Genomic DNA, 25,699 nt, shown 5'->3' with positions numbered 1-25,699 from the left:
TAATTAGAATGATAATGCAAGTCATTCGCAACAAGAAAATCATCCTCGATGTTTTGCAAACGCGGCCATTGCGTTTGTCGTTCCAGCGCATACATGGATGCCGATTGCAGATGACGATCGGGCGAACCGAAACGAAGGATGGAAAATGGCCGGATTCTTGAGAAAATTGCTGCCGAAACGGTTCCGCAAGGATGGCGTCACCATCCCGGTCGTCAGATTGCAGGGTGCGATCATCAGTGGCGGCGGCCAGTTCCGGCCGACCCTCAATCTCGCCAATGTCGCCCCGATTCTGGAAAAGGCCTTCGCCAGGAAGGACGCGCCGGCGGTTGCCATTTCGATCAATTCGCCGGGGGGCTCGCCCGTCCAGTCCCGGCTGATCTTCACCCGCATCCGCGAGCTTGCCCGCGAGAAGCAGAAGAAGGTTCTGATCTTCGTCGAGGACGTCGCCGCCTCCGGCGGTTATATGATCGCGCTTGCCGGAGACGAGATTATCGCCGACGCCACCTCGATTGTCGGCTCGATCGGCGTCGTCTCCGGCGGTTTCGGCTTTCCCGAACTTCTGAAGAAGATCGGCGTCGAGCGCCGAGTCTATACCGCCGGCGAGAACAAGGTGATCCTCGATCCGTTCCAGCCGGAAAAGGAAAAGGACATCGAGTACCTGAAGAGCCTGCAGCTCGAAATTCATCAGGTCTTCATAGCGATGGTGCGCGAGCGCCGCGCCGGTAAGCTGAAGGATGATGCGACGGTCTTTTCCGGCCTGTTCTGGAGCGGCACCCGCGGCCTCGAACTCGGCCTCATCGACGGCCTCGGCGACATGCGCCAGGAGCTGAAGCGGCGCTACGGCCAGAAGACGAAGCTGGAGCTCGTCACCGCCAGCCGCGGCCTGCTCGGCCGCCGCATTCCCGGCGTGTCGCCGGTCTCGCTCGAGGGGGCGGGATCCGGTCTTGCGATGGGACTTGTCGAAGCGGCCGAAGAGAGAGCATTGTGGAGCCGCTTCGGACTTTGAGAGGAGCAAGAGAGGGGCATGGCACAGCTTATCACCATCCTGGTCCTGGTCTTTTCGGCCTGGTGGCTCTACCGCCGCTTCGTCTCCGATGCCCGCAAGCTCGCCGAAAAATCGCGCCGCGCCGAGAAGGAGCGCCAGACCGGCGCGATCGGCACGTTGGTCAAGGATCCCGTGACCGGGGAATACCGGCTGAAACGGGATGAGGAATAGGTCGCGGCCGTCCGCCCTTCATCCGCCTGCCGGCACCTGCTCCCCGTTCCGAAGGGGGAAGGGGACATAATGCCGCGACCTCTCCGTCCCTCGCTTGCGCAGCAGGGCACATCCCTCTCCCCGCGCGCGCGGAGAGGGTTAGGGTGAGGGCAGCCTTTGGGCAGTGTCTCTCGACATGCCCTCCCGCAAAACCCTTGACCCCTGCGGCCCACCATGGCACCTGTCGCGCCGATAATCCCTAAGCAATCGGTGCCGTCGATGTCAGCCATCCCAGACCACATGAACCCGAAGCGCTCCTTCCAGGCGCTGATCCTGACCCTGCATAGCTACTGGGCGGACAAGGGTTGCGCGGTGCTGCAGCCCTACGACATGGAAGTCGGCGCCGGCACCTTCCACCCGGCCACAACGCTGCGCGCCCTCGGGCCGAAGCCGTGGAGGGCAGCCTATGTTCAGCCGTCGCGGCGTCCTTCCGATGGCCGCTACGGCGAAAACCCGAACCGGCTGCAGCATTATTACCAGTACCAGGTCATCCTGAAGCCGAACCCGCCGAATTTGCAGGAGCTCTATCTCGGCTCGCTCGCGGCGATCGGCCTCGATCCGCTGCTGCACGACATCCGCTTCGTCGAGGACGATTGGGAAAGCCCGACGCTCGGCGCCTGGGGCCTTGGCTGGGAGTGCTGGTGCGATGGCATGGAAGTCTCGCAATTCACCTATTTCCAGCAGGTCTGCGGCATCGAATGCGCGCCGGTCGCCGGTGAGCTGACCTACGGTCTCGAGCGCCTCGCCATGTATGTCCAGGGCGTCGACAATGTCTACGACCTGAACTTCAACGGCCGCGAGGGCGATGAGAAGATCAGCTATGGCGACGTCTTCCTGCAGGCCGAACAGGAATATTCGCGTCACAATTTCGAATTCGCCAATACCGAGATGCTGCATCGCCACTTCGTCGATGCCGAGAAGGAATGCCGGGCGTTGCTCGATGCCGGCGCACCTGACGACAGCGCCAACCAGCGCCTGCACAAATGCGTCTTCCCGGCCTATGACCAGTGCATCAAGGCCAGCCACGTCTTCAACCTGCTCGATGCCCGCGGCGTCATCTCGGTCACCGAACGCCAGAGCTATATCCTGCGGGTGCGCACCCTTGCCAAAGCCTGCGGCGAAGCCTTCCTGCTGACCGATGCCGGCGGCGCCAATCTGTCGAAAGAGGCGGCGTGACGCAAAAACCGGCCAGCCGTATCGTCCATATCAACGGCTGGCCAGGCACCGGGAAGCTGACTGTCGGGCGCTTGCTGGCAAAACGGCTCGGCGCGCGGCTCATCGACAATCACATGCTGCTTAATCCGGCCGAGGCTCTTTTCGCCCGCAGCAACCCTCTGCATGCATCGCTGCGCGAGCAGGTTCGGCGAGCGGTTTTCGACCATGCCGTGCGGGCCGATCCGGCCGAAAGCTTCGTCTTTACCGATGCTCTTGCGGATGACGCGGATGATCGTGCGACGTTCTCCTGCTATCTAGATCTGGCGGCAGCGAGAGGCGCGGATCTGGTCGCGGTTCTCCTCGATTGCGCGCCGGAGGAGAATGCCAGGCGCCTCGTCGCGCCCGGCCGATCGGAGGCGCTCAAGCTGACGGATACGGCGAAGCTGCAGCAACTCCGGGCAAACTGTAAACTGTTGCGCGGACTGGCTGAGCAAACAGTCGAAATTGATACGACGGAGCTTTCGCCGGAAGAGACGGCGGCCCGAATTCTCGCGCATCTCGGTTTTTGACGATAGCCGGGAATCCTGCGTGGTCTTTGCATAAACATTGACCTCGTTGCAGGGGTTGGCGATGAGCCAAGACCCGCGCGAAGCCTTCCTGCTGACCGACGCAGGCCGCGTCAATTTCTCGAAAGAGTCGGCGTAAAAGCACCTCGAAAAAATCACCGCTTCCGCGCCTGCGCTTCTTTTGCGCGAACCGCTCGACCATTATCTTATCGCTGTTTCGATCAGGTATAGATTTGGTCTGTCTTTTGAAGAGCGGTATTCTTTATTTTAAAATCGCGTTTGAAAACTGCGCAGCCCGTGTGCCGCGGCTGTTATCATGGCTGACAGTTCTTGTTCTGCTGACCTCGTGCAGCGATTTTGACAATGAGTTCGCCGTCCAGTCGGCAAACACCACGATCGAAGTCTCCACCGACGGCACCGCCTTTGTGTCCGAAAGTTTCGACATCCTGGTCAAGAGGGCGGCAAATTACGGCGGCGTTTACGTTGACATCCCTCAACGTTTCACGGATGCGTCAGGTCGTGCTCACTGGCGAGATTTCAAACTTGCCGCAGCTCGGCGTGACGGAGAAGACGAATACTATTCCCGGGAACATAATGTGCCGGGCCGCTCGATTTATATAGGGGCGGAGCACTGCAAAAGTTGCTCTGCAGATCTGCCCACCGGCCTTACAAAGATCCAGATCACTTATTGGCTCGGACGCCTCGTTCGTCAGGAAGGCGACCACGAGATTCTCTTCCTGCCGGCCTATATGGGCCGCGTGCACGGCCAGGCAGCGAAAAAAACGCTTACTTTGAAGCTGCCGCCGGGCGGAACGTTACGGCCAGCGCAACAGAATCGGGCGGCCGCCTATGACCTCAGGCGCAGCGCACCGAATGAGATCTTGGTGTCAATTCCAGCAGGCAAAGGGGACAGAGTCCTGCCTGATATCGAGATTGAATATCCCGCAGGCACCTTTGTGACAGTCACGAGCGGCAAGCGGGTACAGTTATGGCTTTCCGATCACTTTCTCCCATTCCTCAGCATTTTAGGGCCGCTCATCGTCGGTCTGGTCGCTATCCTCAAATTTCGACCGTCATGGCTTGTGCCTGCATCATTGATAACTGTCGACACCAAAGTGACGGAAAGCATATCCCCCGCTCTGGCAGCCTATTTGTTCCGAGACTGGAAAGCAGACGCGGCAAAGGCGGCCTTCATGGCGTCTGTCTGCCATCTCGCAGTCAAGCGAACGCTTCGCATTTCCAGCCTGGGTGAGGATGCCGAGGCTTCGGACTTATTGGCAAAGCAAGACCGAAGGAAGAGCAAGGCGGGTCGCGCCAAATGGTGTGATCTTCCGGCTGCAACGCGCTTGGTTTTCCGCGGCAATGCAAAGGGACCGTCTGTCGGCGATCGGAGCAGAGTTAAAAATGCCCGGCCTGATGTGAGGGATGAATTGCACAGAACAGTCACTGAGGAATATCAGAAGATCAGAGGCATAGATCGGTGGAGCTTGGCGGCTGCAGCCTCCATTTTAGCTCTCGGCATTGCAGTCGCCTCTTTCTCGGGCCTTTTTCTTTTTTCCGCGGCCATCTCAGGGTTATTGCTCACTGTTTTTCTCGTAGTTGCTATGTTCCGCCATCCAGAGCGGTTTCCCGTGGCCACCGGTACCTTCGAGCAGTTCAAACAGGCGATGAGTTTGATAGTGGGTCTTCCGATGATGGCGATTGTTGCACTTGTCTATATCGGCACGACTGAGGTGATCAGCGAGCAGTGGCCATATCTAATGGCGATCTTGCTGCACATTGTCGGGGTGATCGCCGTCTTAGCGATGCTGCCCATACCGACGGCGAAGCAGCGGCAGATCCGCAATAACATGCTCGTTTTGAACCGCTATTTGCGCGGCGAGATAGATGGCCCTGCAATGTCGGTCGAATGCTACGAGCACTATCTGCCTTTCGCCGTTGCGCTCGACATCGAACATCGTTGGACTGAACGCTTCAATCTCTGGCAAGAAGGCCAGAAGATGGATGCCTATGCTCCCGATTGGCTGATAACCCCTTAAACATACGGATATTCATCAAAGTCTCGTCAAACCGGCTGTAGAATTGTTTCGCCAAGATGACTTTGCGGTGCCGAATCACTAACGTGCGTTCATCAAATCGGGGAGCCCATCTGCATGTTTGTGATACTCGCTATTGTCGTCGTCATCGCACTCTATGTCGTCTTCATCTACAACGGCCTGGTGCGCTCCCGGCAGATGGCGGAGGAAGCCTGGTCGGGCATCGACGTGCAGCTCAAGCGCCGCGCCGATCTGATCCCGAACCTGATCGAGACGGTCAAGGGTTATGCCGCCCATGAGAAGTCGACGCTGGAAGAGGTGGTTGCGCTCCGCAACAAGGCGCAGGCCGTGCCGGCAGGCGATGTCGCGGGCAGGGCACAGGCCGAAGGGCTGCTCGGCCAGGCGCTCGGCCGGGTGATCGCGCTCGCCGAAGCCTATCCCGATCTCAAGGCCAACCAGAATTTTGCCGAGCTGCAGGATGCGCTGGAAACCATGGAAGGCGAGCTGCAGATGTCGCGGCGTTATTACAACGGTGCGGCCCGCGATCTAAACGTCAAGGTGGAAAGCTTCCCCTCCAATCTCGTCGCGGGCCAGTTCGGTTTTGCCAAACGGGAATATTTCGAAATCATCAATGAGGCCGATCGCGCCGTCCCCAGCGTCAAATTCTGAAGATCCGGCATTTTGCCTTTGTGAGAAAACGATTAAGAGCAAGGGCAGACTGCGGCCGATAAGGCTCGCCCATGGACGGAAGAACAGCATGACACGTACAGCCGAACTCGCGATCATCCCGCCTGACAAACCTCTTTCGGGCCGCGCCATGCCGCCGGGGTCCAAGTCGATCACCAATCGCGCGCTGCTGCTCGCCGGTCTTGCCAAGGGCACGAGCCGGCTGACGGGTGCGCTGAAGAGCGACGACACGCGTTATATGGCCGAGGCGCTGCGCGCCATGGGCGTTGCGATCGACGAGCCCGACGACACCACCTTCGTTGTCACCGGCAGCGGCCGGCTCGCGCCGCCGAAGGCGCCGCTCTTCCTTGGCAATGCCGGCACGGCCACACGCTTCCTGACGGCGGCGGCCGCTCTCGTCGACGGCACCGTCATCGTCGACGGCGACGAGCACATGCGCAAGCGCCCGATCGGCCCGCTGGTCGAGGCTATGCGCGCGCTCGGCATCGATGTGAGCGCCGAGACCGGCTGCCCGCCGGTCACCGTCCGTGGCACCGGCCGCTTCGAAGCCGACCGCATCCTGATCGACGGCGGGCTGTCCAGCCAATATGTCTCGGCGCTGCTGATGATGGCGGCCGGCGGCGACCGTCCTGTTGACATCGAACTCGTCGGCGAGGATATCGGCGCGCTCGGTTATATCGATCTCACCACGGCGGCGATGAGGGCCTTCGGTGCCAAGGTCGAAAAGACCAGCCCCGTCACGTGGCGCGTCGAGCCGACCGGCTACCGCGCCGCCGATTTCGTCATCGAGCCGGACGCATCCGCCGCGACCTATCTCTGGGCGGCCGAAGTGCTGAGTAATGGCAAGATCGATCTCGGCGTGCCGAACGATGCCTTCACCCAGCCGGATGCCAAGGCCTACGAGACGATCGCCAAGTTCCCGCACCTGCCGGCTGAAATCGATGGTTCGCAGATGCAGGATGCCGTTCCGACGATCGCCGTGCTGGCCGCCTTCAACGAGACGCCGGTCCGCTTCGTCGGCATCGCCAATCTGCGCGTCAAGGAATGCGACCGCATCCGCGCCCTGTCCACGGGACTCAACAATATCCGCGAAGGCCTGGCCGTCGAGGAGGGTGACGATCTGATCGTCCATTCCGATCCTGCTCTCGCCGGTCAGGCGCTGCCGGCGGCGATCGACACCTTTGCCGATCACCGCATCGCCATGAGCTTTGCACTCGCCGGGCTGAAGATCGACGGCATCACCATTCTCGACCCAGATTGCGTCGGCAAGACTTTCCCCGCCTATTGGCGGACGCTGGCCGCGCTTGGCGTGACCTATCGGGATAAGGATTGAAGCAAGGCGCAGCCGCGGCAGCCGGCGGGGAGACAGGGATGGAGCGTCGGTTTTTCGGTTTTTGCCTGGCGCTGCTCCTGATGATCGCCGCCCCGGCGGCCTTTGCGGCCGAGGTGATCGACAGTTTCGCCTCCGACATTGCGCTCGAAAAGAGCGGCGCGATGACGGTGACGGAAACGATCACCGTCAACGCCGAGGGCAACCGGATCAACCACGGCATCTTCCGGGATTTCCCGCTCTATTTCACCGATGCAGGCGGCCATCGTCGCAGCGTCGATTTTGATGTGCTGTCTGTGACGCGCGACGGTGCGGACGAACCCTGGCACACGGAATCAATATCAGGCGGCATCCGCATCTATGCCGGCTCCGCCGATGTGACGGTGGCGCCGGGCCGTCACCGCTACGTCTTCACCTACAGGACCAATCGCCAGATCCGCTATTTCGCCGACCATGACGAGCTCTACTGGAATGTCACCGGCAATGGCTGGATATTTCCGATCCGGTCAGTCACCGCAACCGTGAAGCTGCCGCCCGATGTCAGCGCGACTGAGACGACCTTCTTTACCGGCCCGCAGGGCGCCAGAGGAAAGGATGCTCGTGTCAGCGAAAGAGGCTCCCGGCTTGTCTTTTCCACCACCGCGCCTCTGGGGCCCAAGGAAGGCCTGACCTTTGCGATCCGCATGCCAAAGGGCTCGATCGCTCCGCCGGGCGCGGACATGGAAAGCACCTGGTGGCTGAAGGACAACCGCAATTATTTCATCGGCTTCGGCGGCCTGCTCCTGGTTCTCGCCTATTATCTCAGATCCTGGCTGAAGGTAGGCCGCGATCCCGCTCGCGGCGTCGTCGTGCCGCGCTGGGATGCGCCGGACGGCATCTCGCCGGCGCTGGTCAACTATATCGATAATAAGGGCTTCTCCGGCGGCGGCTGGACGGCGCTTGCCGCAACCGCGCTCAATCTTGCGGTGCGCGGCTATGTCAAGCTCGAAGACCTCAAGGACTCCATCATCATCCGCGGCACCGGCAAGCCGCTCGGTAAAGAGAAATTCCAGGCCGGCGAAGCCGAACTGCTGAAAGTCGCAGGCGGCGAAGGCAGGACTCTGACGATCGACGAGGCCAATGGCGAGCGGGTGAAAACGGTCGGCCAGTCCTTCCGTTCGGCGATCGAGAGGGAGCATCGCGGCAAATATTATAATTCCAACATCGGCTATACCACAGGCGGCGTCGCGCTGAGTGCGGCCGCCTTGGTGGCGCTGTTCGTCTTCGGCTCGCTGGAGCCCGATACGATCGCGCTCATGCTGATCCCGATCGCCATCTCGGTTTTCATTGCCGTCTTCATCGCCGGTTTGGTCAAGTCGCTGCACCACGGCAGATCGCTGTTTTCCAAGGTCATGGCCGTCATCGCCGCGGCGGTCGGTGTTTTCGTCGGCGTCAGCATCTTGGCGATCATGGTGCTGATGTTTGCCTCGTCTCTGGTGGAACTGCACGAGACGCCGATGCTGTTCGCCGTGGGCGGCATCGTGCTGCTCAATGTCCTCTATTTTTTCATCATGGGCGCGCCGACCCCGCTCGGCGCCCGGATGATGGACGGCATTGACGGCCTGCGGCAATATCTGACTCTGGCTGAGAAGGATCGCATGAACATGGCCGGCGCCCCACAAATGTCGCCGCAGCATTTCGAGACGCTGCTGCCCTATGCGGTGGCGCTCGGGGTCGAAAAGCCCTGGTCGCGCACCTTCGAGACCTGGCTTGCGGCCGCTGCCGCCGGCGCGGCCGCAGCCTATGCGCCCTCCTGGTATTCCGGCGATTTCGACGGCGGCAGCTTTTCCGACCGCGTCGGCGGTTTCTCCTCCTCGATGGCGTCTACCATCGCCTCGACGATACCCTCGCCGCCGCCATCCAGCTCATCCTCCGGTTTTTCCGGCGGCGGCTCGTCCGGCGGAGGGGGCGGAGGTGGCGGAGGCGGGGGCTGGTAAGCTTTCCCGCTTGACCTTTCGGCGGTTGGCCCTTAACCGCCAGGGACAAAAGGAAAGGGTGGCGCATGAAGGTTCTGTTGATCGGATCGGGCGGACGCGAGCACGCACTCGCCTGGAAGCTGGCGCAATCGCCGTTGCTGAGCGAATTCTATGCCGCACCCGGCAATCCCGGCATTGCCGAACACGCCATCCTCGTGCCCGTGAATATCGACGATCATGATGCGGTCGCCGCTTTCTGCCGGGAGAAGGCGATCGATTTCGTCGTCGTCGGCCCGGAAGCGCCGCTCGTTGCCGGCCTTGCCGACCGGCTGCGCGCCGATGGCCTGGCGGTCTTCGGTCCCTCCGCCGCTGCCGCCCAGCTCGAGGGCTCCAAGGGTTTCACCAAGGATATCTGCGCCCGCTACGGCATCCCCACAGGCGCCTACCAGCGCTTCAACAACGCGCCGAAGGCGAAAGCCTATATTCGCTCTCAGGGTGCGCCGATCGTCGTCAAGGCCGACGGCCTTGCCGCCGGCAAGGGCGTGACGGTGGCGATGACGCTCGACGAAGCGCTTGATGCCGTCGACGATTGCTTCGAGGGCGCCTTTGGCGCTGCCGGCGCCGAAGTCGTCGTCGAAGCCTATCTCGACGGTGAGGAGGCGAGCTTCTTTTGTCTCTGCGATGGAAAACATGCGCTGCCGCTGGCGACCGCCCAGGACCACAAGCGGGTGGGCGAGGGCGATACCGGCGTCAATACCGGCGGCATGGGCGCCTATTCGCCGGCGCCCGTCATGACGGCCGAGATGGTCGAGCGGACGATGAAGGAAATCATTGAGCCGACGATCCGCGGCATGGCCGAGAGCGGCCATCCCTTTTCCGGCGTGTTTTTCGCCGGACTGATGATCACCAAGAAGGGGCCGGAGCTCATCGAATACAATGTCCGCTTCGGCGATCCCGAATGCCAGGTGCTGATGATACGACTGAAGAGCGACCTGCTGCCGCTGCTGCTCGCCACCGCCAACGGCACCCTCGATCAGGTCAGCGCCGAATGGAGCAACGATCCGGCCCTGACTGTGGTCATGGCCTCGAAGGGCTACCCCGGCGCCTACGAGAAGAACACGCCGATCCTCTCCCTGCCGGAAGCTGGCGACGGCGAGAAAGTGTTTCATGCCGGCACGGGCCTGAAGGAGGGCGCGCTGGTTGCGACCGGCGGCCGCGTTCTGAACGTCACCGCGACCGGCGGCACGGTCGCCGAGGCGCGCGACCGCGCCTACGCCCTGCTCGACAAGGTCCGCTGGGATAACGGCTTCTGCCGCCGCGACATCGGCTGGCGGGCGATCGAGCGCGAAAAGGCGTGATATCACGTGTAAACCGGCGCTTTCGTTAAATTTTTACTCTTTCCCCTGACGGGATGGAAACAAAGCTGCGTTAAAACACTCTCATAGTGAGACGGAGCAGCCTTCATGCGTCAGATTTTCCTCGGTGCGGCAATCCTGCTGATGGCGGGTTCGGCAATGGCCTCCTCGATCGAGGTCATTGGCAAGGCTGCGCCGCGCGCTGCCGAGGGCAGCATCGTCACCGAAAGCTGCGCCGATTGCCCGCCGCTGCAGGCCGAGATTACCAAGAAGGATTATATGGTGCCGGAACTGAAGCCCGGCGCCGTCCAGGCGACCGAGGTCCGCGATGTCGGCGGCGAAAAGAAGATCTATCGCACCGAAGCCTGGATGGGCGGTTCGCCCGTCCTCTTCGTCAGCAAGGCAACCCCAGAGGCGATGATTGCCGTCGCCTCGCCGGCCCCGGCCGCAGACGGAATTGATATGAATGCCACCGCCGCCGTCATCGGCAGCGATGCCCGGCCGATCGCCGCCGGCATGGCCGAGCAGCCGGCGCCGCTGAACGTGTCCGAATTCAAGCTGCGGTTCTAAAAACCTTCCCGCTTTTTCGGTCCTATTTGCGTGAAGAAAAAGTTCCCTGCCCCTGCCCGATCAAGGTTTCGATCGTTGGGGTTCCACGTCAGGTGGACCGGATGCACCCTCGAAGAGAAGCGGGGGTGCATTCTGTTTTGGCCTAGGCTTCGGCGGCCGCGCCGCTTTCAGGTTCCTGCGCCACGCGTTCGATCAGCCGCTCGATCTCGCGATTGGAAAACACTTCGACACCGGCCGCTTTCAGCGCCGCCGCCGTCACACCGTGGCCGGCGAGCCTGCGACCTGAAAAGCTGCCGTCATAGATGAATGCCGAGCCGCAGGACGGGCTGCCGTCGATGAGCAGCGCATAGCGGCAGCCTGTCTGCCTTGCGAGCGCCACGGCGTTCCCCGCCGCCTGCAGGAATTCTTCCGTCACGTCGCCGTCGGTGATCTCGACAACCCGCGCCGTGCCGGCCAGCACCTTTTCGCCCGTTGCCGCGCCGGCGATCTCCGCCGGCGGCCGCGGCACCGGCATGCCCGCCGACATTTCCGGACAGATCGTCACCAGCCGCCCCTCGGCCAGCCAACGCTCGATCGCCGGATGCACTATCGGTTTCGCGCGGCCATCATAGCGGACGGCGTGCCCCATAAGACAGGCGCTGACGAGAATCCTGTTTTGCATGCCTTTTGGATAACGCCACTGCGGCGACAATGCTAGCTTTGGACGACTCGTATTGCGTGATCATTCCGCGGCGGTGGCCCGAAGATCCTGACCGCACCAACGAGCGCCAGAGGCATGGGTCCTCGGCTCAAGGCCGAGGACGACGGAGGGCGGGAGTCAGTTCCGCCAAACGCACCGGCATGGTGCGTCGCACTTCTTTCGCTTTCCGGAGCACGTGTGCCTCGATTGCCCTTACTCTCGATAGGACGGCACACCTCTCCTCCGTCGTCCTCGGGCTTGACCCGAGGACCCATGCCGCAAGCACTGCGTTCGCATCACAACAGCGTAGGATGGAGATCATCCCATTCGGGATTGATCGACTCGACCAGATCGATCTTCCATCGCCGGTTCCAGCGTTTCAACGACTTCTCGCGCTGTATCGCACTGCCGATATCCCAATACTCCTCGTACCAGACGAGACGGGTGCAGCCATAACCAGGCAAAGCCCGGCGTCAGCCCTCACGATGTTCATAGATGCGGCGCTCCAGATCGGATGTCACGCCGATATAGAGCGTACCGTTTTTCTGGTTGGTGACGATGTAGACATATCCCGCCATGCCGGCAGAGTGCTTGGTCGTGGATCCCAGGGTCAGGCCCAAGTATGACGGAGGGTAGGGAGGGCGCCGGGCAAGAGGGGAGACGTCTGGCGGAATTGACCGAGCGCGTGCAGAGGCACGACAAGAGCGGGAGGTATCGAGGAGATCCAGCAAAATGGCGAGCAGATTTGGCGCGATCGCGTGGCACAAAGGGCGGCATTACCGATAAATCACCGCCCACTTGCGGTCCTTGCTGCCAACGCTCCCCCGCCCTCCGTCGTCCTCGGGCATGACCCGAGGACCCATGGCCGCATCTATTGCGTTTCCATTAAGGGCCAGCCGAAAGCCGGCTCTCACCCCGAGATCTTCGAGAAATCCGCAACCGTTCCCGTCGCTTCGCGGATCAGCCGGAGCAAAGCGAGGCGGTTGGCGCGGATGGCGGCGTCCTCGTCATTGACCAGCACTTCATCGAAGAAGCGGTCGACCGGGCCGCGCAGCTTGGAAAGCGCTTCCATCGCCGAGCGGAAATCTTCTCCAGCCACGGCGCCTGCCGCATCCTTCGAGGCGCTTGATATGGCGGCGAACAGTTCCGTCTCGGCGTCGAGTTTCAGGAGCGCCGGCGAAACGCCGTCGGCGATGACAGTTCCCTTCTTTTCCTCGGCGGCGAGCAGCTGTGTCGCGCGCTTGGTGCCGGCGAGCAGGTTCTTGCCGTCCTCCGAGGTGATGAAGGCGGTCAGCGCTTCGACGCGACGCGCCACCATCAAGAGGTCGTCGGCATCCGGTGTCAGTACAGCATCGATAAGATCGTGGCGGGCGCCTTGGTCGCGCAGATAGACCTTGAGACGGTCGTGGAAGAAGGAGAGCAGATCGCCATCCCTCGTGGTCGCCAGAAGCGGCAGGCGAACCCTTCGTTCGAGCAGGATCCGGACGACGCCGAGGGCTGCGCGCCGCAGCGCAAACGGGTCCTTGGAGCCGGTCGGCTTTTCGTCGATCGCCCAGAAGCCGGTCAGCGTGTCGAGCTTGTCGGCAAGCGCCAGAGTGATTGCTACCTTGTCCTCCGGCACCCGGTCGGACGGGCCTTGCGGCTTGTAGTGGTCTTCGATCGCTGCGGCGACTGAGGCGTTTTCGCCCTGCAGCACCGCATATTTGCGGCCCATCAGGCCCTGCAGTTCCGGGAACTCGCCAACGGCTTCGGTGCGCAGGTCGGCCTTGGCGAGCACGGCGGCGCGATCGGTGAGCGCGGTATCGGCGCCGGTGACAGCAGCCAATTCCTTGGCCAGCGCCCGGATGCGGGCGACACGCGCGCCTTGCGTGCCGAGCTTGGCATGGAAGGTCACGTCGAGCGCGTCGAGCTTGGCCATGCGCTGATCGAGCGGCTTCTTCAGGTCGAGGCAGAACTTTGCCGCCGAAGCGGCGAGCGTCTCGAGATCCGGCAGGTTGCCCTGGTCGCGCTTCCAGAAATGCAGCGCGTCCGAAAGCCGGGCCCGCACAACCTTGCCATTGCCGTGGACGATTTCCTTGCCGCCATCATGCGCCTGGATGTTGGAGACAAGGATGAACCGGTTCGACAGCGTGTCTTCGCCCTGCTTGCGCGTGACGAAGCACTTCTGGTTGGTCTTGATCGTCAGCCGGATGATTTCCGAGGGGATGGAGAGGTAATCCTCTTCGAAGGAGCCCATCAGCACCTGCGGCCATTCGACGAGGCCGGAGACTTCCTCCAGCAGGCCCTCGTCTTCCACCAGTTCGAGCCCGTTGGCAAAGGCGATATCGCGCGCGTCGTGCAGGATGATGTCCTTGCGCCGCTCGGCGTCGAGGATGACTTTCGCCTTTTCCAGGCTCGCCGCATAATCGTCGAAGCGCCGGACAGTGATCGCCTCGGGCGCGTGGAAACGATGGCCGTATGTGATGTTGGAGGCGGTGATGCCGTCGATCTTGAATGGGATGACGACTGTCTCCTCATGCTCGGGGCCGAAGGTGCAGACGATCGACTGCAGCGGCCGCACCCAGCGCAGCGCGCCGGACTTGGAGGAGGCGTTGCCCCAGCGCATCGACTTCGGCCAGGGGAAATCGCGGATGATGCCGGGCATCACCTCGGCGACGATTTCTTCCGCCGCGCGGCCGGGCTTGGAGATGACCGCGACGTAAAAATCGCCCTTCTTCGGATCGCTGACCACCTGCGCCTCGGAAACCGACGAAAGGCCGGCGCCACGCAAGAAACCTTCGATTGCCTTCTCATTGGCGTCGGTGCGCGGCCCCTTGCGCTCCTCGCGCACATCGGCCGAGCGCGCCGTCAGACCGTGAATGTCGAGCGCAAGCCGCCGCGGCGTCCAATATTCACGCGCACCTTCATAGGATAGCCCTGCTTCGACAAGCGCATCGGTGACGAGCTTCTTCAGATCGCCGGCAGCCTTGCGCTGCATGCGGGCCGGAATCTCTTCGGAGCGGAGTTCGAGAAGAAGGTTTGGCATGTCACACTTTTCCTTGCGCCCGCGGGCAGGGCGATCCAAAACGTTGCTTCTGCTATCAAAGAATGCCGCATCTGCACAACCGCAAAAACGGAAGAGAGCGAAGGGTCGGATGAGGGGGCCACGGCACAATGCCGATGATCCCCATCCATTAACTTCCGCTGTGGAAACCACAGTCGGGCATTGCCTTGTCGCTTTTCGCCGCTATGGTCCCGCAACTTTCGTCGACACAGGAAATCCCATGGCCGCTGACCTCCGCTTTCTCGCAGCCCGCATTGCGGCCGAAATCAACGCTCGGCCGGATCAGGCCAAGGCCGCCGTCGAGTTGCTCGACGAGGGCGCCACCGTGCCCTTCATCGCGCGCTACCGCAAGGAAGTGACCGGCGGGCTCGATGACACGCAGCTGCGCAATCTCGCCGAGCGGCTGGTCTATCTGCGCGAACTCGAAGCCCGGCGCGCTGCGATCGTCGAATCGATCACCGGTCAGGGCAAGATGACCGACGAGCTGATGGGGAAAGTCGCCAGCGCCGAAACCAAGGCCGAGCTCGAGGATCTCTATCTGCCCTACAAGCCGAAGCGCCGCACCCGCGCCGAAATCGCCCGCGAACGTGGTCTTGGCCCGCTTGCCGAGGCGATCCTCGCCGACCGCAGCCGGGAACCGGCGGCGCTCGCCGAAGCCTTCGTCACCGCTGACGTGGCCGATGCGAAGACGGCGCTCGAAGGCGCGCGCGACATCATCGCCGAAGGCATTGCCGAAAATGCCGATCTGCTCGGCAGACTGCGCGCCCATATGCGCCAGGCCGCGCTGCTGAAGGCCAAGGTCGTCGACGGCAAGCAGGCGGCGGGCGAAAAGTTCTCCGATTATTTCGACCATTCCGAACGCTGGGCGACCGCTCCCGGCCACCGCGCGCTCGCCATGCTGCGCGGCTGGAACGAGGAGGTGCTGACGCTGACGATCGAGGCTGACGCCGAGACCGCCTCACCGATGAAGCCGGTCGAACGCATGATCGCCGCCGCCTACGAGATCGGTGCCAGCCGCCCCGGCGACCGCTGGCTGATGGAGGTCGCGAGCTGGACCTGGCGCGTCAAGCTGTCCATGTCGCTGTCGCTCGATCTGATGCGCGAGCTGCGCGAAAGGGCCGAAGAGGAGGCGATCCATGTCTTCGCCCGCAATCTCAAGGATCTGCTGCTTGCCGCCCCCGCCGGCTCGCGCGCGACGATGGGTCTCGATCCCGGCATCCGCACCGGCGTCAAGGTCGCCGTCGTCGACGGCACCGGCAAGGTGGTGGCGACCTCGACCGTCTATCCGTTCCAGCCGAGGAACGATGTGCGCGGTGCCCAGATCGAACTCGCGTCGCTGATCCGCAAGCACAATGTCGAGCTGATCTCGATCGGCAACGGCACCGGCAGCCGCGAGACCGAAAAGCTGGTGGCCGACATGCTGGCCGAACTGCCGGCGCCGAAGCCGACCAAGGTCATCGTCTCGGAAGCCGGCGCCTCTGTCTATTCCGCCTCGGCGACGGGCGCAGCCGAGTTTCCCGATCTCGACGTGTCGCTGCGCGGCGCCGTCTCGATTGCCCGGCGTCTGCAGGATCCGCTCGCCGAACTCGTCAAGATCGAGCCGAAGTCGATCGGCGTCGGCCAGTATCAGCACGATGTCGACCAGCAGAAGCTGTCGCGTTCGCTCGATGCCGTGGTCGAAGATGCGGTGAACGCCGTCGGGGTCGATCTCAACACGGCGTCGGCGCCGCTGCTCGCCCGCGTTTCCGGCCTGGGGCCCTCGATCGCCGACGCCATTGTCCGTCACCGCGACAGCGAGGGCCGTTTCGAAACGCGTCGTGATCTGCTGAAGGTCGCGCGGCTCGGCGGCCGCACCTTCGAGCAATGCGCCGGCTTCCTTCGCATCCCGAACGGCAAGGAGCCGCTCGACGCCTCCTCCGTCCATCCGGAGGCCTATGGTGTAGCCAAGAAGATCGTTGCCGCCTGCGGCCGCGATCTGCGCGCGCTGATGGGCGACAGTGCCGTCTTGAAATCGATCGATCCACGCAAGTTTATCGACGAGAAATTCGGCCTGCCGACGGTTCGCGACATCATCGCGGAACTGGAAAAGCCCGGCCGCGACCCGCGCCCGAGCTTCAAGACCGCGACCTTCGCCGAGGGCGTCAACGAAATTTCCGACCTGAAGCCCGGCATGGTGCTGGAGGGCACGGTGACCAATGTCGCCGCCTTCGGCGCTTTCGTCGATATCGGCGTGCATCAGGACGGGCTGGTGCATGTGTCCCAGCTTGCCGACCGTTTCGTCAAGGATCCCCACGAGGTGGTCAAAGCGGGCGACGTCGTCAAGGTTCGGGTGGTCGAAGTTGACGCCAAGCGCAAGCGCATCGGCCTCTCGATGCGCCGCGACGATGGTTCTCAGCCATCTCAGCCGCGCGGTGATTCTCGCGGAAATCAGGGAGGCCGGCCGCAGAATGAAAGGCGGCCTGCGGCGCCCAAGCAGGAGAGCCAGGGTGCATTCGGCGCAGCACTCGCCGAAGCCATGAAGCGAAAATAAGAGGTTAGCCGCCATTTCGGCAAAAATGCAACAGTTTGGCAGCGTTCTTTACAGAGTGCTAAATCCGGCGCTTGTAAGGCGAAAGAGATCGCCTAAGTTGATGTGACCATCCTGTCACATTTGCGAGGCGTCCATGGCGTCGGCTTTCTTATCGATCGTCCAGCAAATCATCCGCAAGGGTTCGTTGAAGCTTACCCTTGCCAATGGCGAGACACACGTGATCGGCGACGGCACCGGCGACCTGGTCGTTGCCCGGCTTGCCGATCAGGAGGCCGAGGACGCCATCCGCCACGACCCGACGATGAAGCTCGGGGAAATGTACATGCAGGGCCGGTTCATTATCGAACAGGGCAACATCTATGATTTCCTGTCGCTGGTGAAACAGAACACCACCAACGAAATCTTCGATTTCAAGATGGCGGCACTGCTCCTCGGCCGTATTGCCTTGCAGCAGCTGAAGAGCCGCCTGCCGGTCAATCGCAACAAGCACAATGTCGCCCACCACTACGACCTCTCGGCAAAGCTCTTCGATCTGTTTCTCGATGAGGACTGGCAGTATTCCTGCGCCTATTTCGAGCCGCCGGGTATCAGCCTGGACGAGGCCCAGCTCGCCAAGAAACGCCACATCGCCGCCAAGCTCCTGCTAAAGCCCAACCAGCGCATCCTGGAGATCGGCTCCGGCTGGGGCGGTATGGGCATGTATCTGACGGAGGCAACCGAAGGCGCCGAGTTCACCGGCATTACGCTCAGCGAAGAGCAGCTCAAGGTCTCCCGCGCCCGCGCCGAAAAGCGCGGTCTTGCCGAACGCGTGCGGTTCGAGCTGCAGGACTACCGCACCATGAATGGCCGCAAGTTCGACCGCATCGTCTCGGTCGGGATGTTCGAGCATGTCGGCATCGGCAATTACGGCAATTTCTTCCGCAAGGTCTCGGATCTGCTCGACGACAACGGCGTCATGGTGCTGCATTCGATCGGCCGTCCGAAGCCGAGCTTCGGCACCAATGCCTTCATCGAGAAGTATATTTTCCCCGGCGGCTATATCCCGTCGGTCGGCGAAGTGGTGCCGCCGCTCGAAAAGGCCGGGCTGCTGGTCAGGGATATCGAAATCCTGCCCATGCATTATGCCTATACGCTGCGCCATTGGCGCGAGCGTTTTGTGGCGCGCAAGGCCGAAGCGGTAGCGCTGTACGACGAGCAGTTCTTCCGCATGTGGGAGTTTTATCTCGCCGGCTCGGAAATGGGATTCCGCTGGGATGAGCTCTTCATCCTGCAGATTCAGATCGCCAAGCACCAGTTCGTCGTTCCGGACAACCGCAATTACATCGCCGAGAACGAAGCCAGGCTGAAGGAATTCGAGGCGGGGCGCCCGCCGCTCGAAAAGGTGACCTTCTGAGCGGCGCCGGCCGGACCTGATGAAAGGACATGCCGATGAGCAGTGCTTTTCCCGAGATCTATCTCGTCCGGCACGGTGAAACCGAATGGAGCCGGTCCGGGCGCCATACCGGACACAGCGACATTCCGCTGACGGCAGTGGGCGAGGCCGCCGCCCGCAAGCTTGCCGAGCGGCTCTCAGGCCCCTCCTTTTCCGCCATCTGGTCGAGTCCGTCCGCACGCGCCCGCAAGACCTGCGCACTCGCCGGCTTCGGATCGGGCGCAGTGATCCGCGACGATCTCGCCGAATGGGATTACGGCGCCTATGAAGGCATCACGACGAAGGAGATTCTGGCGAAGCGCCCCGGCTGGCAGCTCTTTCGCGATGGCTGCCCGAACGGCGAAACGGCCGCCGATGTCGGCGCCCGCGCCGACGCCGTCATCCAGGCGCTTCGCCAGGTGGCGGGCAGCATCCTGATCTTCTCCAGCTCGCATTTCCTGCGCGTGCTCGCCGCCCGCTGGCTCGGACTGCCGCCGGAAGGCGGCGCGCATTTCGTACTGGATACGGCTTCTATCAGCGTGCTCGGTTACGAACACGATCTGACGGAGCCGGTCGTTCGCCGGTGGAATCAGAGATAAGATGCCGTCAGCCGTGTGGCCCCCTCCCCGAGGGGAGAAGAGGGAGCAAGGCGCGCCAACACTGGCCAAATGAACCCTTTTGCCCAAGAGGCACTGCATCCAATGGGGTCGCTGACGCAGCGGCAATCTCCCTCTTCTCCCCAGCGGGGAGAAGGTGGCCCGAAGGGTCGGATGAGGGGGCCACACGGCACCACTTTCATTAGCGCCCTTGGTCGCCGTGGTTAACATTGGCGTAACGACCTCACGATAAACGTAGTCACCGCCGCCCTCCGCGGCTTTGTTTTTGCGTTTTCTGGAGTGCGGACGTGTTTCATCGATCAGTCGTATCGATCTCTTTCCTTATTGCCTTTTCATCCATCGCTCCCGCGGCCGCACAGGACAGCGGCCAGCATTTCTGGTCGGGCGACTGGTATCTGAGCGTCGGCGTCGCCGGCTTTTCCGCCCCGAAATTCGAGGGTGCATCGCATAACGAGTTCAAGTTCAGCCCGTTGATTTCGGTCGGCCGGCAGGGCGCCGGCCCGCGCTTTTCCTCGCGCAACGACAATCCCTCCTTCGCCCTGATCGACAAGGGCGCCTTCCGCGCCGGCATCGTCGGCAGGTTCGTGCCCTCGCGCGATGCCGATGACGATCACGAGCTGAAGGGCATGAAAAAGGTCAAGTGGGGTGCCGAGGCCGGCGGCTTCGTCGAGGTCTATCCGACTGATTTCATACGCGCTCGCGCCGAGGTCCGCCAGGGCATTCGGTCCCATGACGGCGTCGTCGCCGATCTCGCCGTCGATGCCTTCACCGATATCGCGCCCGACCTGCAGCTTTCCGGCGGCCCGCGCGCGACATTTGCGACGAGCGGCTATTACGACGCCTATTACGGCGTCAATGCCAAGCACGCGGCGGCAAGCGGCCTCGATCCCTACAAACCCTCATCGGGCATCCAGTCCTACGGCGCCGGCGCGGCCCTGACCTGGAAGGCGACGGAAAACCTCTCGGCAAGCTCATTCCTCGAATATAAGCGGCTGGCCGGTCCCGCCGCCGACAGCAGCCTGGTGCGCGACCGCGGCTCGAAGAACCAGGTCCTGATCGGCGTCTCGGCGACCTACAAGTTCAATTTCTCGCTGCAGTGAGCCAGCGTAATCGCCCGCAGCGGTTCCGGAACGATCTGCATCAACAAAGAACCAAAGTGCCGCGGCGATCGCTCCTTGACCGGATCGCCGGGCCGCCGCTAGATGAGCGGCATGCAAGACTCCGACCATTTTAACGATCGCGTCTCCGACGCGCCTTCCGACAACTGGGTCTACCGGATCCTGCCGCCATGGCTCTGGCCCTATGCGCAGCTCGCCCGCTGGGATCGCCCCATCGGCTGGCAGCTGCTGATGTGGCCGTGTTTCTGGTCGGCGACCCTTGCCGCCAATGCGGCGATCGACGAAGGGGTCTATTCCGGCAGCCTGCTGGTTTCCCACCTTTTCCTCTATTTCATCGGCGCCGTCGCCATGCGCGGCGCCGGCTGCACCTACAACGATCTCGTCGATCACGAGATCGACATGCAGGTGGCGCGCACCCGTTCGCGCCCGCTGCCCTCCGGCCGTGTCACACGCGCCCACGCGAAAATCTTCATCGGTCTGCAGGCGCTGGTCGGGCTTTTCGTGCTCTTGCAGTTCAACTGGTTCACTTTCTTCCTGGGCCTGCTCTCGCTTGGCATCGTCGCACTTTACCCCTACGCCAAACGCTTCACCGACTGGCCGCAATTCTATCTCGGCCTTGCCTTCTCCTGGGGTGCGCTGATGGGCTGGGCCGGCATTCTCGGCGGAATTTCGGTCGCCTCCGTCCTGCTTTATGCCGCCTCCGTCGCCTGGACGATCGGTTACGACACGATCTATGCCCATCAGGACAAGGAGGATGACGAGTTGATCGGCGTCCGCTCCACCGCCCGCCTCTTCGGCGACAGGACAAGGGCGTGGCTGATCGGCCTTTACGGGCTGACCCTGGTGCTGATGTTTGCGGCCTTCGCGCTTGCCGGCGCCAATCTCATCGCGTTTCTGGCGCTGCTCGGCGCGGCCGGCATGTTCGCCTGGCAGATCGTCCGGCTCGATATCGAGGATGCCGCCCAATGCCTGGCGCTCTTCAAGTCGAACAACCGCGTCGGCCTGATCATCTTCTTCGGTCTCTTCGTCTCGCTGCTCTTCGCCATTCCCTGAATGGAGCGCGAAACGACAAAACCCGGCGCCGGTGCCGGGTTTCAAATGCTTGCGAAAACGCAATCGCGATATCGCTCAGTTGCGGGCGATGATTTCCTTGCCTTCGATCCGCATGGCGACGCCGAGCTGGCCGGTGGTGCGGCGCACCAGGAAGCGCGGACGGCGATTGGCGAAGTAGGAGTGGCGGCGGCGCGGCTTCAGATCGCCGGTGCGCAGGGCGCCGATATGATCTTCGAGCGGCCGCGCGACGCCGTCTGCCTCGACCATGAGCATCGGAATGCGGAAGGCCTCTGACCAGCTGCGCCAGTCGGCGGCGATATCGCTGAGATCATGGGCGACCAGCAGCGGAATGCAGAGCTCCGGGTCGGCATGGTGGAGTTCGAGCGTGACGGTCACCTCGCCGTCGCCATGGTCGATGGCGCGGGCGGCGACACCCTTGAAGACACGCTTCGGTAGGGCAATCGAGAGCGGCAGGCCGCTGGAGGGAAGGACTTTGCGCAGGACCGCGCCGCGTTCGTCTATAGTGATGCTGACGTCATCCGAACAATCATGGATGGCGTAGCTGACCTGCTGCGGGAAGCGGGACGGATCGAGACGCAGCGTCGTGCCAGCCCAAGCGGGCTTCAAAACGGGATTGTTCATTTCATTCTACCCTTGTCTTACCTGAGAGCCGGTTTGCGGTCTTCTCCTCGGGACTTTTCGTCCTCTATGGCCGACAATAGGCGGGCGCCCTTCCGTACAGCTTAAAAATTGCGGTTAAGAAAACTTTGCCTCCCCTGATGGTTATCAAAACCGAATCCGGCAGGGTTTCCGGAAGGTGAACGGTGTGCGGTCCCGAAATGACGCAACCCAGAGGTAAGTCTCGGGTAAGTTTTGCGTGGCAAAATGGGCTTACCGGCAGTTCGTCGTTCTTTTAGAGATTTTGCCAAAAGGGCGCTTTTGATGATTACGGCTTCCCTCGCTTATTCGATCCTGTCGAAGGATATGACGTCGAGCCTCAACAAGGTTGCGTCGCAGGCGACGGTCAAGAAGGATGCGCAGTACTACGCCGACCATATCAACAAGGTCACCTCGGTCGACGACTTCCTCGGCGATTACAAGCTCTACAGCTATGCTATGAAGGCCTATGGTCTCGAGGATATGACCTACGCCAAGGCCTTCATGAAGAAGGTGCTGGAGAGTGATCTCACCGATCCCAACAGCTACGCCAACAAGCTCTCCGATACGCGCTACCGCGAATTCGCCGCCGCCTTCAATTTCAACGCACCCGAGAAGGATGTGCAGACGGATGCCCAGGAGGACGAGCTCATCGGCCTCTACAAGCAGTCCTTCGTCGATGCCGACAAGGCGTCGGCCGCCGAGAGCACCTATTACAGCAACAATATCGACAGCGTGCAAACCGTCGACGATCTGGTCAACAACACAAGGCTGCGCACCTATGTGCTGAAGACGTTCAAGATCGATCCGACCTATGCGTCGAAGGATTTTCTGCGCCAGGTGCTGACGAGCGATCTCAGCGACCCCGCCAGCGTCGTCAACACCCAAGGCGGCGACAAGTACAAGGCGCTTGCCGCCCAGTTCAGCTTCAATGCCGACGGCACCGTCAACGGCACGGCGCAGACGGCGGCACAGAAGGCCTCGGTCATCGAGACCTACACGCTGAATTCCCAGTCCGTCATCATCGACAATTCGGTCGGTTCCGACGTTGTCTATGTCAGCAAGACGGCGGCCGAATACAACAAGGCCTATTATACCGCCAAGATCGGCACGATCACCAATGTCGACGACCTGGTCGCCGACAGCCGCCTGACCTCCTACATCAAGACCGCCTACAGCATGGGCGCCGACTTCACTGCGTCGGCACTGCGCAAGGTCCTGACCGATACCAGCTATGCGCAGCTGATGGGTTTTACCAATGTCTACAACGCCTTCAATTTCAAGGCGGATGGTTCGACCTCGAACACGGCGCGTGTGCGGACGATCGAGCAGGCGAACAAGCTGTCGTCGGCGGCGTCGCAGACCGCCAACTACTATAAGGTGACCTCGCAATCGACCGGCATCACCAATGTCGACGACCTGCTCGCCGACGCAAACATGGCGCGCTACATCAAGGATGCCTATGGGCTCGGCACCGATTTCAGCAATGCCGATCTGAAGAACATCCTGACCGACCCGGCCTATGCCGCCGCGCAGGGCCATGCCGATATCAATGCCGATTTCAACTTCCAGGCGGATGGCTCGATCAACGGTTCGGTGATCCAGACCGAGACGCAGCGGACATCGACGACCGACAAGTCGGCGGCGAATGCCGCCCACTTCAACGCCATGATCGACAATGTCACCAATGTCGACGACCTCATGTCCGATCCCGTTGCGGTCAGCTATCTCAGAACCAGCATGCAGATTGCCGACAGCGTTTCCGATGCGACCTTGAGGACTTTCCTCGTTGATCCAGCGGCGGCCAGCGCCCAGGGCTATAGCGACGTTCACGATCTCTTCAATTTCAAGACGGACGGGTCCGTCGCCACTCTTTATGCCACGCAGACCGCCACCCAAAGCGCCAACACGACAAGCAAGGCCGACAATGCGGCCGTCTATTACCAGTCGACCATCGCCGGAATCTCGAACGTCGATCAGTTGCTGGCGGACCAGAAGCTCAACAACTTCGTGCGCAATGCCTACGGCATCCCGTCCACCGTCACCGACGTCGATCTTCGCAACATCCTGACCGATCAGAGCGGCACCGGCACCTATGCGGATGTCTCCGCCGCCTTCAACTTCAAGGCCGACGGATCGCTCGAGGATGGCTTGGCTGCGCAGACGTCCAGCCAGATCACCAACACGAAAATCGCCGCCGGAGCGCGCACTGACGACTATTCTTCCCGGATGGCGACGATCGCCAATGTCGATGAGCTCATCGCCGATCCCGCCATCACCAATTTCCTGAAGAGCACCTACAATCTACCGTTCGACATCTCGGACGCCGAGCTGAAGAGCATCCTGACCGATGCGACGGCTGCCGCAGCCGCCGGCCATGCAGATCTCAATGCCGATTTCAATTTCGCTGCCGATGGATCGCTTCCGCCCGTCAGCTCGGTGCAGACGGCCGATCAGGCGCAGACCACCAATGACAACTATATGGCGCGCTATGACGACGAGCGCGACGAGGCGATCGACGAGGTCGGCGACAACTACTCGAGAATGATGGCCGACAGCAGCAGTCTCCTGAATTTCTCCGACATCAAGACCGTCAATGATTTCCTGCGCACCAATCGTACGGCCGATTTCACCAGGAGCAACGACAATCTGCCGGATCCCTATCATGTGGCGCTGCAGGCCTTCGGCCTGACGGACCAGGATGTGCCGCGCTCGATGATGCGCAAGATCCTGACTAGCGATGCCTATGACCCGGACGGCTATATCGCCTCGCTGAAGGACGAACGCATCACCAATCTCGCCCGCGCCTTCAACTTCGGCCCGGACGGCAAGGCGGCATCACCCTTCCAGGCGCTTCCCGACGCGACCATGGCCAAATACGCCACCGACTACAAAGCGCATATGACCATGCTGCTGAAGGCTGGCCCGGTAAAGGACAAGGCGTCGAAGGACGCGACCGCCGAAGTCGATTATTTTGCCAAGGGCATGGCGAAGGTGAAGTCGCTCGACGATTTCCTCGACGACAGCCGCCTGACCGATCTGGTGCTGAAGGCGAACAACCTCGACCCGAAGGATTACGACAAGGCGACGCTGAGGAAGATCTTCACCTCAGATCCTGACGACAAGAAGAGCTACCTGAACACCAAGGCCGACGCGCGCTTCAAGGACATCGTCGCCGCCTTCAACTTCGACAAGGACGGCAATCTGACCCGCGCCAAGATCGGCACGATCCAGAACAAGGGGGCGGAGGAGAATACCCAGGAGCTCTACGTCAAGCAGACGCTGGAGACCCAGCAAGGTGAAAGCAATGACGGCGTTCGTCTGGCGCTTTACTTCAGCCGCAAGGCCTCCAGCATCACCTCGATCTATTCGCTCCTCGGCGACAAGGCGCTTTATCAGGTGATCACGACAGCCTACAGCCTGCCGTCACAGATCTCGGGCATGGACGTCGCCAAACAGGCCGATCTCATCAATCGTTTCGTCAAGCTCGAGGATCTCCAGGATCCAAAGAAGGTCGACAAGCTGCTGCGGCGCTTCACTGCGATGTATGACGTCCAGAACAGCACCCAGCAATCGCCGGCGCTGCAGATCCTGACCGGCGGCGGCTGATAGCAATCCTAATTCTTTTCGGTTTCAATGATTTGCCCCTCACCCTAACCTTCTCCCCGTAAACGGGGCGAGG

Annotated in this window: 19 protein-coding genes and 1 pseudogene; 16 read left to right on the top strand and 4 right to left on the bottom strand. The window is 61.8% G+C overall.

Annotated elements, in window-relative coordinates; translation table 11 throughout:
* Positions 1–145 precede the first annotated feature (145 nt).
* The 10 genes from PYR71_RS00855 to PYR71_RS00810 all read left to right on the top strand — a co-directional run bounded on the left by PYR71_RS00855 (position 146) and on the right by PYR71_RS00810 (position 10,909).
* The gene (locus tag PYR71_RS00855; protein WP_275617886.1) at positions 146–1,006 is read left to right on the top strand and encodes a S49 family peptidase; all 861 of its coding nucleotides are present in this window, start codon (positions 146–148) and stop codon (positions 1,004–1,006) included.
* 18 nt (positions 1,007–1,024) lie between these two features.
* Positions 1,025–1,216, top strand: coding sequence for a hypothetical protein (locus tag PYR71_RS00850; protein WP_003584596.1), 192 nt, complete (start codon positions 1,025–1,027; stop codon positions 1,214–1,216).
* 258 nt (positions 1,217–1,474) lie between these two features.
* On the top strand, positions 1,475–2,431 hold the full coding sequence (locus PYR71_RS00845; protein WP_275617885.1) for a glycine--tRNA ligase subunit alpha: 957 nt from the start codon (positions 1,475–1,477) through the stop codon (positions 2,429–2,431).
* Positions 2,428–2,979 carry an AAA family ATPase gene (locus PYR71_RS00840; protein WP_275617884.1) on the top strand — a complete coding sequence of 184 codons (552 nt, stop codon included), beginning with the start codon at positions 2,428–2,430 and terminating at the stop codon, positions 2,977–2,979. Before PYR71_RS00845 ends, PYR71_RS00840 begins: the two co-directional genes overlap by 4 nt.
* 296 nt (positions 2,980–3,275) lie before the next feature.
* Positions 3,276–5,015 (top strand): DUF2207 family protein, encoded by a 1,740-nt coding sequence (locus tag PYR71_RS00835; protein ID WP_275618444.1) that lies wholly within the window; start codon positions 3,276–3,278, stop codon positions 5,013–5,015.
* Positions 5,016–5,129: 114 nt separating this feature from the next.
* The gene (locus PYR71_RS00830) at positions 5,130–5,681 is read left to right on the top strand and encodes a LemA family protein (protein ID WP_275617883.1); all 552 of its coding nucleotides are present in this window, start codon (positions 5,130–5,132) and stop codon (positions 5,679–5,681) included.
* Positions 5,682–5,769: 88 nt separating this feature from the next.
* Entirely contained in the window at positions 5,770–7,032 is a 1,263-nt protein-coding gene (aroA, locus tag PYR71_RS00825) for a 3-phosphoshikimate 1-carboxyvinyltransferase (RefSeq protein ID WP_275617882.1), read from the top strand.
* Between the two features lie 38 nt (positions 7,033–7,070).
* Positions 7,071–9,005: a DUF2207 domain-containing protein gene (locus tag PYR71_RS00820; protein ID WP_275617881.1), complete on the top strand. Its 1,935-nt coding sequence runs from the start codon at positions 7,071–7,073 to the stop codon at positions 9,003–9,005.
* Positions 9,006–9,070: 65 nt separating this feature from the next.
* Entirely contained in the window at positions 9,071–10,342 is a 1,272-nt protein-coding gene (gene purD, locus PYR71_RS00815; protein WP_275617880.1) for a phosphoribosylamine--glycine ligase, read from the top strand.
* A gap of 105 nt (positions 10,343–10,447) precedes the next feature.
* A complete protein-coding gene (locus PYR71_RS00810; RefSeq protein ID WP_275617879.1) occupies positions 10,448–10,909 on the top strand; it encodes a plant virulence effector HPE1-like domain-containing protein in 462 nt (153 codons plus the stop codon).
* Positions 10,910–11,051: 142 nt separating this feature from the next.
* Here PYR71_RS00810 and PYR71_RS00805 read toward each other — a convergent pair whose 3' ends face one another.
* The 3 genes and pseudogenes from PYR71_RS00805 to glyS form a co-directional block, all read right to left on the bottom strand.
* Positions 11,052–11,570, bottom strand: coding sequence for a 2-thiouracil desulfurase family protein (locus PYR71_RS00805; RefSeq protein ID WP_275617878.1), 519 nt, complete (start codon positions 11,568–11,570; stop codon positions 11,052–11,054).
* 314 nt (positions 11,571–11,884) lie between these two features.
* A pseudogene (locus PYR71_RS00800) lies at positions 11,885–12,166 on the bottom strand (GIY-YIG nuclease family protein).
* A gap of 332 nt (positions 12,167–12,498) precedes the next feature.
* Positions 12,499–14,613 carry a glycine--tRNA ligase subunit beta gene (glyS, locus tag PYR71_RS00795; protein WP_275617877.1) on the bottom strand — a complete coding sequence of 705 codons (2,115 nt, stop codon included), beginning with the start codon at positions 14,611–14,613 and terminating at the stop codon, positions 12,499–12,501.
* A gap of 238 nt (positions 14,614–14,851) precedes the next feature.
* Here glyS and PYR71_RS00790 point away from each other — a divergent pair, with 238 nt between their 5' ends.
* From PYR71_RS00790 to ubiA, 5 genes are all read left to right on the top strand, one after another.
* Complete coding sequence (locus tag PYR71_RS00790) at positions 14,852–17,161, top strand: Tex family protein (RefSeq protein ID WP_275617876.1); 2,310 nt, start codon at positions 14,852–14,854, stop codon at positions 17,159–17,161.
* A 133-nt stretch (positions 17,162–17,294) separates the two neighbouring features.
* Positions 17,295–18,554, top strand: a complete 1,260-nt coding sequence (locus tag PYR71_RS00785; RefSeq protein WP_275617875.1) for a cyclopropane fatty acid synthase — start codon at positions 17,295–17,297, stop codon at positions 18,552–18,554.
* Positions 18,555–18,589: 35 nt separating this feature from the next.
* Entirely contained in the window at positions 18,590–19,171 is a 582-nt protein-coding gene (locus PYR71_RS00780) for a histidine phosphatase family protein (protein ID WP_275617874.1), read from the top strand.
* Between the two features lie 305 nt (positions 19,172–19,476).
* Positions 19,477–20,289, top strand: coding sequence for a MipA/OmpV family protein (locus PYR71_RS00775; RefSeq protein ID WP_275617873.1), 813 nt, complete (start codon positions 19,477–19,479; stop codon positions 20,287–20,289).
* A gap of 111 nt (positions 20,290–20,400) precedes the next feature.
* Positions 20,401–21,360: a 4-hydroxybenzoate octaprenyltransferase gene (gene ubiA, locus PYR71_RS00770; RefSeq protein WP_275617872.1), complete on the top strand. Its 960-nt coding sequence runs from the start codon at positions 20,401–20,403 to the stop codon at positions 21,358–21,360.
* A 75-nt stretch (positions 21,361–21,435) separates the two neighbouring features.
* Here the strand turns inward: ubiA and PYR71_RS00765 are convergent, their stop codons facing one another.
* Positions 21,436–22,002: a DUF6101 family protein gene (locus PYR71_RS00765; RefSeq protein WP_038687219.1), complete on the bottom strand. Its 567-nt coding sequence runs from the start codon at positions 22,000–22,002 to the stop codon at positions 21,436–21,438.
* Positions 22,003–22,302: 300 nt separating this feature from the next.
* On the opposite strand from PYR71_RS00765, the gene PYR71_RS00760 reads away from it, so the two are divergent.
* Entirely contained in the window at positions 22,303–25,626 is a 3,324-nt protein-coding gene (locus PYR71_RS00760; protein ID WP_275617871.1) for a DUF1217 domain-containing protein, read from the top strand.
* Positions 25,627–25,699: the final 73 nt, after the last annotated feature.

Source organism: Rhizobium mulingense, assembly GCF_029194105.1.
Lineage (GTDB): Bacteria > Pseudomonadota > Alphaproteobacteria > Rhizobiales > Rhizobiaceae > Rhizobium > Rhizobium mulingense.
This window is presented reverse-complemented; position numbering and strand designations above follow the sequence as displayed.